Source organism: Verrucomicrobiota bacterium (assembly GCA_016871535.1).
In the GTDB taxonomy this organism is placed as follows: Bacteria; Verrucomicrobiota; Verrucomicrobiia; order Limisphaerales; family SIBE01; genus VHCZ01.
This window is the reverse complement of record VHCZ01000235.1, coordinates 1-9,609: the sequence shown is the minus strand read 5'-3', so window position 1 is coordinate 9,609 and position 9,609 is coordinate 1. Positions and strand designations below refer to the sequence as shown.

Annotated in this window: 9 protein-coding genes; 6 read left to right on the top strand and 3 right to left on the bottom strand. The window is 59.4% G+C overall.

Going from position 1 to position 9,609, the window contains the following annotated elements:
* Positions 1–435 precede the first annotated feature (435 nt).
* The 4 genes from FJ398_22135 to FJ398_22120 all read left to right on the top strand — a co-directional run bounded on the left by FJ398_22135 (position 436) and on the right by FJ398_22120 (position 5,030).
* Entirely contained in the window at positions 436–1,662 is a 1,227-nt protein-coding gene (locus FJ398_22135; protein ID MBM3840608.1) for a sialate O-acetylesterase, read from the top strand.
* 514 nt (positions 1,663–2,176) lie between these two features.
* The gene (locus tag FJ398_22130; GenBank protein ID MBM3840607.1) at positions 2,177–2,965 is read left to right on the top strand and encodes an NIPSNAP family protein; all 789 of its coding nucleotides are present in this window, start codon (positions 2,177–2,179) and stop codon (positions 2,963–2,965) included.
* An 89-nt stretch (positions 2,966–3,054) separates the two neighbouring features.
* Positions 3,055–3,555 carry a DUF5069 domain-containing protein gene (locus FJ398_22125; protein MBM3840606.1) on the top strand — a complete coding sequence of 167 codons (501 nt, stop codon included), beginning with the start codon at positions 3,055–3,057 and terminating at the stop codon, positions 3,553–3,555.
* Positions 3,556–3,683: 128 nt separating this feature from the next.
* Positions 3,684–5,030 (top strand): glutamine synthetase, encoded by a 1,347-nt coding sequence (locus tag FJ398_22120; protein ID MBM3840605.1) that lies wholly within the window; start codon positions 3,684–3,686, stop codon positions 5,028–5,030.
* A gap of 6 nt (positions 5,031–5,036) precedes the next feature.
* Here the strand turns inward: FJ398_22120 and FJ398_22115 are convergent, their stop codons facing one another.
* The gene (locus tag FJ398_22115) at positions 5,037–6,386 is read right to left on the bottom strand and encodes an MBL fold metallo-hydrolase (protein ID MBM3840604.1); all 1,350 of its coding nucleotides are present in this window, start codon (positions 6,384–6,386) and stop codon (positions 5,037–5,039) included.
* 198 nt (positions 6,387–6,584) lie between these two features.
* On the opposite strand from FJ398_22115, the gene FJ398_22110 reads away from it, so the two are divergent.
* On the top strand, positions 6,585–7,559 hold the full coding sequence (locus tag FJ398_22110; GenBank protein MBM3840603.1) for a transposase: 975 nt from the start codon (positions 6,585–6,587) through the stop codon (positions 7,557–7,559).
* A gap of 112 nt (positions 7,560–7,671) precedes the next feature.
* Here the strand turns inward: FJ398_22110 and FJ398_22105 are convergent, their stop codons facing one another.
* Both FJ398_22105 and FJ398_22100 read right to left on the bottom strand, forming a co-directional pair.
* The gene (locus FJ398_22105; GenBank protein ID MBM3840602.1) at positions 7,672–7,863 is read right to left on the bottom strand and encodes a hypothetical protein; all 192 of its coding nucleotides are present in this window, start codon (positions 7,861–7,863) and stop codon (positions 7,672–7,674) included.
* A gap of 4 nt (positions 7,864–7,867) precedes the next feature.
* A complete protein-coding gene (locus FJ398_22100; protein ID MBM3840601.1) occupies positions 7,868–8,335 on the bottom strand; it encodes a type II toxin-antitoxin system VapC family toxin in 468 nt (155 codons plus the stop codon).
* 277 nt (positions 8,336–8,612) lie between these two features.
* Between FJ398_22100 and FJ398_22095 the strand changes: the two genes are divergently transcribed.
* Positions 8,613–9,587: a transposase gene (locus tag FJ398_22095; GenBank protein ID MBM3840600.1), complete on the top strand. Its 975-nt coding sequence runs from the start codon at positions 8,613–8,615 to the stop codon at positions 9,585–9,587.
* Positions 9,588–9,609: the final 22 nt, after the last annotated feature.

Here is a 9,609-nt window from a genome sequence, read left to right as displayed (position 1 = left end):
TGCATGGGCACGTGCTGAAGAGCGTTCTCACCTGATATGATTTCCCACAGATTCAGGGATCCACAGATAGAGGCTGAGAAGGCGGGTCGGCAACTCACGATCTTCCTTGGCCGGACACAGCGAAGAACTCCTGCTTCAAATCTCATCTGCGGGGCCCGGAATCTGCGGGAATCCTCTCCAAGAACTGTTTTCCACAGATTCGGGATTCCACAGATTGAGGGTGGCAAGGCGGGTCGGCAACTCACGATCTTCCTTGGCCGGACACAGCGAAGATCTCCTTCTCCGAATCTAATCTGCGGAGCCCCGAATCTGCGGGAACCCTCACGCCGCAACATCGAAACACGGTGCGCATCCTGTTTTACGGCCAGAGCATTTCACATCGGAACGAAATTTTAATGCAAGACGCGGGAGGAGGCGACAGGATAGATTTGCGTCATGAAAACCACCGCCGGACGTTTCGCCCGTCTCGTTGTTCTTGGGTGCTTCCTGATCCTCGCGACCCAACTCCACTCCACGCCCCTCAAGGTCTTCATCCTCGCCGGTCAATCCAACATGCAGGGCCACGCGAAGGTGGAGACGTTTGATTACATCGGCGACGATCCAACGACGGCGACGTTGCTCAAGGAAATGCGCGGGGCGGATGGCAAGCCGCGCGTGCTCGAGAATGTGTGGATCTCCTCGATCGGTTGTCTCGGCGATGCGTATTCCGATCTGACGGAGAAGACGGGCCAGTTGACGGCGGGGTTCGGCGCGCCCGAGAACAAGATCGGCCCGGAGTTCACGTTCGGCATCACCTTGGAGAAGCTGTTGGGCGAGCCGATTTTGCTGATCAAGACGGCGTGGGGTGGGCGCAGCTTGCACACGGATTTCCGTCCGCCGAGCGCAGGACCGTACGTGCCGACGCCGGAGGAGGCGAAGCGGTGGGCGGAGAAACCGGAGCGGAAGACCAAGACCGAGGCGGCGACGGGCGTGTTCTACCGGGAGATGGTGGCGCACGTGAAGAAGGTGCTCGCGGATCCGAAACGCGTCTGCCCCGCGTATGACGCCAAGCAGGGCTACGAGATTGCCGGCTTCGTGTGGTTGCAAGGTTTCAACGATCTCGTGTCGAGCGATACTTACCCGCCCAAGCCGGGCGAGAAGGTGCGGGACTATTCCAAATACGGCGTGTGGCTCGCCGACTTGATTCGTGATGTGCGGAAGGATCTCGCCGCGCCGAAACTGCCCGTCGTCATCGGCGTGTTGGGCGTGGACGGCTTGAAGGCGAACGATCACACCAAGGCCTTCCGCACGGCCATGGCGGCACCGGCGGCGTTGCCGGAGTTCGAGGGCAATGTCGTCGCCATCGAGACCGCGCCGTTCTGGTCGGAGGAACTCGGGGCCATCGCGGAGAAGAAAGAGAAGGTCAGCCAGATGGCGCATCTGTTGAAATCCAAGAACAAGAAGGAAGCGAACGCCGACGGCACGATGACGGAGCAACAGCAGCGCGATTACGTGAAGGCTTACGAGGCGAAGATTATTACTCCCGCCGAAGCTGCTGCTTGGAAACGCGGCGCGTCCAACGGCGGTTACCATTACCTCGGTTGCGCGAAGACGTTCGCGCTGATGGGCAAGGCATTCGCCGAGGCCAACCTGCAATTGATGAAAGCGCAGGCGGCTCGATAAGTTGAATCTCCATCACGCATCACCCATGAGGGCTCTTACTTGGTTAGCCCTGGGAATCGTCATCACGTCTGTTTCTGTTGCGTCGCGGGAAGCCGGTGCCATGCTGCTGTGATCCCAATCGCCATGAAAAGAACCACGGGATCGGTGCGTGTCAGCGGACCAAGATCGTGCCATGCGAACAGTGTCGTCGGTTGGTTTGCCAGCGCATGTACCCCGACAGCGAAGAAGAGGTTTCGCGTCTGCCAGAAGATCCATCCAAGCGAGTCGCCGTCGCGCTTGCGCGACCAACCCTCATGGAATCCTTCTTTACGCCGTGCTTTCCGGGCTCAAAGCGATCCCGGACTTGTTTGAGGCCGGCGAACTGGCATCTCGCGACTGATTGCCGCCGAGCCTGCCTCAGCCTTCGTCATATTTTCTGGCGCTGCTCGCCGCCGCTCTGCGGCTCTTGATTTTTCCTTTGACAGCGCGGCGTTTTGATTGTGCCATCCCCGGCACTGACCTCACCTTTAAGCTTATGAAAAAAATCGTTTTGCCCCTTCTTTTTGCCAACTTGTTCGCTATGGAAAACGCCACAAACGGCGCGACTGTGTTCGACAATACAGATTCCCGCGTTTACGAGCTTCGGACGTATTACGCCGCGCCGGGCAAACTCGACGACCTGAACGCCCGGTTCCGCAATCACACCTGCAAGCTCTTCGAGAAGCACGGCATGGTGAACATCGGTTACTGGGTGCCGATCGAGAATCCGGACAACAAATTGATCTACATCGTGGCCCACGAGAGCCGAGAGGCGGCGCGAAAGTCGTGGGGAGCATTTGGCGCAGATCCCGATTGGAAGACCGCGCGGGACGCTTCAGAGAAGAACGGGAAATTGGTCAACAAGCTTGAGTCGGTCTTCCTGGCGGCTACGGATTATTCGCCTGCGATCAAGGCATCCGTGGGCAAAGAGCCGCGAATTTTCGAGCTGCGCACTTACAAAGCGAGCCCCGGGAATCTGGGCCGGCTCAACGCCCGGTTCCGCAATCACACGCTGAAGCTCTTCGCCAAGCACGGTATGAAGAACGTAGGCTATTGGACCCCGACCAAAGATCAGAAGAGCAGCGAGGACACACTGATTTACATCCTGGCGCACCAGAGCAAGGAAGCCGCCGCCGCGTCGTTCAAGGCGTTTGGCGAGGATCCGGACTGGGTGAAAGCAAAGGAGGCGTCCGAGAAGGAAGCGGGAGGCTCGCTCACAGTCGCGGGGCCAGAAGGCGTCAAGTCGCTGTTCATGAAAGCGACGGATTATTCGCAGACGCGCTGATCCTTGACGCGGCGATTTTTTTAACAGGAGGCAACGGAGATAGTAGAGGGGAAACCCCGGTTCTCATTGGTGTTTATTCGTGTTCGTTCGTGGTTCTGAAATTTCATCCGCTTCAGGAACGGGTTGAAAGATTGACAGGCAGCCACGGCCTCAAGATGATCCGCGCCATGGAAAAAACGATTTATCCCCGTAGCCCGCGCGAAACCATGGCCGGCTGGGTGCATCTGCCCCGATTCATCGACAAGATACGCCTTCACCTGGCGGGCAAACTGCCGGCCGATTACGAGGAAAACTTTACCAAAGGTTTCGATGAAGCCTGGCTGAAGGCCGCAGGCGTCCCTGCCGAGACGTTTATCCAGATCGTAAAGGACAGTCTCACGGATGGCGAAGTCTTCGACTGGGTGCTCAGAAACCTCAAGAAGACCGACGCCGAGAAGGCGGCTTTCAATCAGTGGGTTCTCAACCGCGGGAGCGACACCGAAGACATGAAATCGCGTTTGAAGTGGCGCAAGGAGCAGGCCGGGTTGGCGCAGCGGGATGACATTCGGACGTTTGTGGACTTCATCGACGCCGATGAAAAACGGATTTGAGAGGGGAACGTTGTGCTGTCGATGAACCCACCCCTCCGCCCCTCCAGGGAGGGGAACTCAAAAGCGTTGCCGGAACAAGGCTCCCCTCCTTGGAGGGGCCAGGGGGTGGGTTCTTGCCGCGGATTCCAATGAACCTCCAGGCGCTGAAATCCAAAATCAAATCCGGCGAAATCGACACCGTGGTGGTGGCGTTCCCCGATGTGTTTGGCCGGCTCGTCGGCAAGCGTTTTACCGGGCGATTTTTTCTCGATCATGTGGCCGTGCATGGCACGCACGGCTGCAATTATCTGCTCACGGTCAACCTGGAGATGGACCCGATGGATGGGTTCCAGATCGCCAATTGGGACCAGGGCTTTGGGGATTTCGAGATGCAGCCGGATTTTTCCACGTTGCGGCAGATTCCGTGGCAGGCCGGAGCCGCGCTGGTCCTTTGCGATTACGTTCACCACGGCGGCCAACGAGTTGAAGAAGCGCCGCGCTCCGTGCTCCGCAAGCAGGTCGAGGCCCTGGCGCGCAAAAGCCTGGCTTGTTACGCCGCCAGTGAACTGGAGTTTTTCCTCTTCAACCAAACCTTCCACGACGCCTTCCAATCTGGCTATCGCGATCTGACGCCGGCCAGCGATTACCGCATCGACTACCACACGATGCAGCCCGCGGCGGAGGAGAGCCTAATGCGCGCCGTGCGGAACCAAATGACCGCGGCGCGCGTGCCGATCGAGTCGAGCAAGGGCGAGTGGGGCAGGGGACAGCACGAGGTGAATTTCATCTACGATCAGGCGCTGCCCATGGCGGACATGCACGTCGTGTTCAAACAAGGATTGAAGGAGATGGCGGCGCAACAGGGCCGCGCGGTCACGTTCATGCCGAAACCTTTCGCCGCCGAAGTCGGGAGCAGTTGCCACATTCACGTGAGCCTCTGGAGGCAGGAACAGAACCTTTTCTGGGAACGGAAATCCAAAAGCGGATCGAAGCTTTTCCGGCAATTCCTGGGCGGCTTGATGAAATACGCGCCCGAGCTTTGCTATTTCTTTGCCCCGACCATTAACGCCTACAAACGCTATCAAGCGGCGAGCTGGGCGCCGACCAAGATGGCGTGGGCGTTCGACAATCGGACGGTCGGCTTCCGCGTCGTCGGCTCGGAAAGTTCGTTCCGGATCGAAAACCGGATGCCGGGCGCGGACGCGAATCCGTATCTGGCTTTTGCGGCGACGATCGCTGCGGGAATGGCGGGCGTGGAGGAAGGATTGGATTGCGGCCCGGTTTACGAGGGGAACGCGTACGTTGATCCGAGATTGGCGAGTCTGCCGAGAACCCTGCGCGACGCGGCCCGGCTCCTGGATCAAAGCAAGCTGGCGCGGCGCGTTTTTGGCGACGGCGTCGTGGATTTTTACGTGCACACCGCGCGATTGGAGGCGCAGGCATTCGATGACGCGGTCACGGATTGGGAGCGGATTCGTTACTTCGAGAGGATTTGAGTCGCTTTAGCACTCAAAGGACTGCCTGTAGTCCGGGACGGCCACTTCTGCCTTTGGTTTCATAACTTTGAGTGTCTCGGCGAACGCGAAAGCTTGCGATGCTTCGCCATGGACGACGAATATTTTCTTGATGTCACCCGTCAATCCGCCGACGTAGCGCTTCAACTCGTGCTTGTCCGCGTGGCCTGAGAACGAATCGATGGACGCGATCCGCGCGCGCACCGCATGCGGTTCGCCGAAGATGTTGACGGTGTCGCGCCCGGATAGGATTTGCGCGCCCAGGGTGTGCTCGGCGCAATAGCCAATGAATAGCACGAGATTGTTGGGCGAACCGATGTGGTTCTTCAGGTGATGTCGAACCCGTCCGGCTTCACACATGCCGGACGCGCTGATGATAATCGCCGCTTCCTTCAAATCGTTGAGTTTCACCGAGTGCGCCTGCTCGCGAATGTAAGTCAGGTTCTCCATGCCGAACGGATTGGCCGTCTCGCGGAGGAATCGATAGATCTCATCGTTGAAACATTCCGGGTGCAACCGATAGACCTCCGTGGCGTTCACGCTGAGCGGGCTGTCCACGAAGATCGGGATTTGCGGCAAACTCCCTTCCCGCGTCATTTGGTGCAGCGTATAGACAATCTGTTGCGTTCGCCCGACGGAAAATGCGGGAATGATCACCTTGCCATGTTGGTTCAGGGTCTCCCGAACCAGTCTGCCCACGTCCTCGGGCGCGCTCGACTTCGGCGAGTGTTCGCGGTCGCCATAGGTGCTTTCGATCTGGAGGAAATCGACGTTTTCGACAGGCTGCGGGTCGCGCAAAATATCGTCGTCGCCGCGCCCGATGTCGCCGGAGAAAAGGTGGCGAAATTTGCGGCCCGCCTCGCGGATATCCAGAACGACCTGCGCCGATCCGAGAATGTGACCGGCATCGCGGAACGTCACCGTCACACCATCCGCCACCAGCATCGGACGCTCGTAGTTGATGGCCACGAACTGCCGGATCGCTTTTTCGGCGTCGCCGGCGCTGTAGAGCGGTTCGACGGGAGGCAGATTGCGTTTGGCGCGTTTACGGCTGACGAATTCGGCGTCGGCCCTCTGAATCTCGGCGGAGTCTTCGAGCAAAATGCTCGCGAGATCGCGCGTGGCAAAAGTGGAATAGATGTTTCCGGTGAAGCCCTGGCGGCAGAGATTGGGCAGATTCCCGCAGTGATCGATGTGGGCGTGGCTCAAGATGACGGCATCAATCTGCGCGGCCTGGAACGGGAACGCGCGGTTGCGTTCGACGGACTCATCGCGTTTGCCTTGAAACAAACCGCATTCGAGCAGGATTCGTTGTTCGTTGACCTCGATCAGGAACATGGAGCCAGTCGTCGTTCGCGTGGCTCCGAGAAAGTGGATTCGCATGAGCCAAGAATGTGAATCGGCGACGTTCAGGCAAGCTCAGACTCCGGCGCGGCGGAGAAGGGCTCTGGCAAGGAGGCCGGGGAGGGGAGGGAGTGGTGGAGTCACGGAGTGGCGGAGTGAAGCACAAGAGAGAAAAGGGGTCGGTTCTTGTTATTGACTACGACTGCGGATTCCGTCACGCTGGCCTGCATGGCTCGGAAGCTGAGAGTCGAGTATCCCGGCGCGATTTACCATGTGATGAATCGGGGCGACCGGCGCGAACCCATTTTTCAAGATGACCAGGACCGGCAGCGGTTCGTGGAAACGCTGGCCGAGGCTTGCGCCAAAACCGGTTGGCAGGTGCAAGCACTTTGTCTGATGCCCAACCATTTTCATCTGGTGGTCGAGACCCCGCAGCCCAATCTGGTGGCCGGGATGAAATGGCTTTTGGGAACGTACACGGCGCGGTTTAACCGTCGGCACAAGCGGTTCGGGCACTTGTTTGCTGGGCGTTACAAATCGTTGGTGGTGGATGGTTCAGGCACCGGCTATCTCAAGACGGTCTGTGACTACGTGCATCTGAATCCGGCGCGCGCCCAACTGGTGCCAGCGGACCAACCGCTGCGCCGCTACGCCTGGAGCAGTTGGCCGGCCTATTTGCTGGGGCCGAGCAAACGTCCGGCCTGGCTGTGCGTGGACCGGTTGTTGGGAGAATACGGGGTGGGGAAGGATAGTGCGGCGGGTCGGCAGAGACTGGAGCAGGCACTGGAGGAGCGCCGCCGGGCCGGGGTCGGAGATGCGTTTCAGAGGGTGCGCCGGGGCTGGTGCCTGGGAGAAGAGGCGTTTCGGAAAGAGCTGCTGGCGCAGATGAGTGAGCGACTGGGAGCCGAACATTACGGAGCGGAGCGAGCCGAGAGCGCACAGGAGAAGGCCGAGCGGATCATTGCGGCTGAGCTCAAGCGCCGGGGCTGGACGGAGGCAGAGTTGTCCAAGCGGCCCAAGGGTGATGCCACGAAAGTGAAGTTAGCCCAACGGCTCCGCGCCGAAACTGTGCAAACCGTGGCCTGGATTTCTCAGCGGCTTCATTTGGGCAGCCGCGCCTATGCGAATCATCTGCTCTGGCGCGCGAAACAGGAGCAGACGAAGTAGCCAATAACAAGAACTGACCCCTTTACTACAGTGGCGGTTTTCAATCCAGGTCAGGCGAAGGCTGGAAATCCGGGACCTTGGATGAAGCGACAGACAAGACGTCGGCGCCGCTTCACACTTTGCGGCGTTGGATGGGCAAATTGGCCAGCGGATGGCCGGAACGCTTCTCGCGCTTGCGCGCGTCCGCAAAAAGCCGATGCACGTCGTGTCCGCGGGCTGCGGACAATTCGTCTTTGATGCGCCAGATTTCTTGAAGGACCAGGTCTCCTCCGGTGGTTGCGGGTCGCTCTTGCGTCGTTTTCATTTCGTTATGCTCCAAGGAGTTCTTCCGGCGTATAAATCTCCGGCAGGGTATAGCCTTGCTCCGCGACAAGCTTGCGCAAGCGCCCCACGATGGCGGCGTTGGCGATGTGCCGGCAGTTCCATGTGAGCAATATATCCATGCCGTAGGCGGTGGCGAGTGCGATGTGCGCGGCGTCTCCGTCAGCCGTTGGGGGGAGAAGCCCGGATTGCAGAACGTCGTCAGCGAGTGTTTCGACGTCGGGAGTCGAAACTAACAAGGCGAGGCCAGCCACGAGTTCGAGACGGCGCTCCGCCATCGCGCGTTCTCCGGCGGCGATTTCGTCGAGGACAATTTGCGACGCGAATAACTCGTGCTTCTCGCGCTGAAAATCCCACCAGTCGCGGGTGAGTTGTTGGCGTGCGGCTTGAATGAGGTCGCGGGCGGGACGCGCCACCACATAGCTGGGTATCGTGCTTTCGATGTAGATGCGCACGACGGGAACTTATGTCCGCCGCTCATGGATGGCAGCAAAAATTGCGGGACAGGGCACCGGACGATTTCGATCGTGCGCTGGAGTAGGATCTGGGGTAAAGGGGGTTCTTGATAATGGCATATTGCGGGCGATTGGCATTCTTCCGTGTCATTTTGCGGGTTAAAACCAGCCACCAATTTGCTGGTCAAAATCACCCACCCCGGAGGCGTTGATTTCATATCGGGTTCGGAGCGGCGATCAAGCCCGTCGTCGAAAGAAAAGGGGTCGGTTCTTGTTATTGACTACGACTGCGGATTCCGTCACGCTGGCCTGCATGGCTCGGAAGCTGAGAGTCGAGTATCCCGGCGCGATTTACCATGTGATGAATCGGGGCGACCGGCGCGAACCCATTTTTCAAGATGACCAGGACCGGCAGCGGTTCGTGGAAACGCTGGCCGAGGCTTGCGCCAAAACCGGTTGGCAGGTGCAAGCACTTTGTCTGATGCCCAACCATTTTCATCTGGTGGTCGAGACCCCGCAGCCCAATCTGGTGGCCGGGATGAAATGGCTTTTGGGAACGTACACGGCGCGGTTTAACCGTCGGCACAAGCGGTTCGGGCACTTGTTTGCTGGGCGTTACAAATCGTTGGTGGTGGATGGTTCAGGCACCGGCTATCTCAAGACGGTCTGTGACTACGTGCATCTGAATCCGGCGCGCGCCCAACTGGTGCCAGCGGACCAACCGCTGCGCCGCTACGCCTGGAGCAGTTGGCCGGCCTATTTGCTGGGGCCGAGCAAACGTCCGGCCTGGCTGTGCGTGGACCGGTTGTTGGGAGAATACGGGGTGGGGAAGGATAGTGCGGCGGGTCGGCAGAGACTGGAGCAGGCACTGGAGGAGCGCCGCCGGGCCGGGGTCGGAGATGCGTTTCAGAGGGTGCGCCGGGGCTGGTGCCTGGGAGAAGAGGCGTTTCGGAAAGAGCTGCTGGCGCAGATGAGTGAGCGACTGGGAGCCGAACATTACGGAGCGGAGCGAGCCGAGAGCGCACAGGAGAAGGCCGAGCGGATCATTGCGGCTGAGCTCAAGCGCCGGGGCTGGACGGAGGCAGAGTTGTCCAAGCGGCCCAAGGGTGATGCCACGAAAGTGAAGTTAGCCCAACGGCTCCGCGCCGAAACTGTGCAAACCGTGGCCTGGATTTCTCAGCGGCTTCATTTGGGCAGCCGCGCCTATGCGAATCATCTGCTCTGGCGCGCGAAACAGGAGCAGACGAAGTAGCCAATAACAAGAACTGACCCCT

Bases quoted from the DNA above. Each gene is read 5' to 3' on its own strand.
- FJ398_22135 (MBM3840608.1), top strand. From the start codon at position 436: ATGAAAACCACCGCCGGACGTTTCGCCCGTCTCGTTGTTCTTGGGTGC.
- FJ398_22130 (MBM3840607.1), top strand. From the start codon at position 2,177: ATGAAAAAAATCGTTTTGCCCCTTCTTTTTGCCAACTTGTTCGCTATG.
- FJ398_22120 (MBM3840605.1), top strand. From the start codon at position 3,684: ATGAACCTCCAGGCGCTGAAATCCAAAATCAAATCCGGCGAAATCGAC.
- FJ398_22115 (MBM3840604.1), bottom strand. From the start codon at position 6,386: ATGTTCCTGATCGAGGTCAACGAACAACGAATCCTGCTCGAATGCGGT.
- FJ398_22105 (MBM3840602.1), bottom strand. From the start codon at position 7,863: ATGAAAACGACGCAAGAGCGACCCGCAACCACCGGAGGAGACCTGGTC.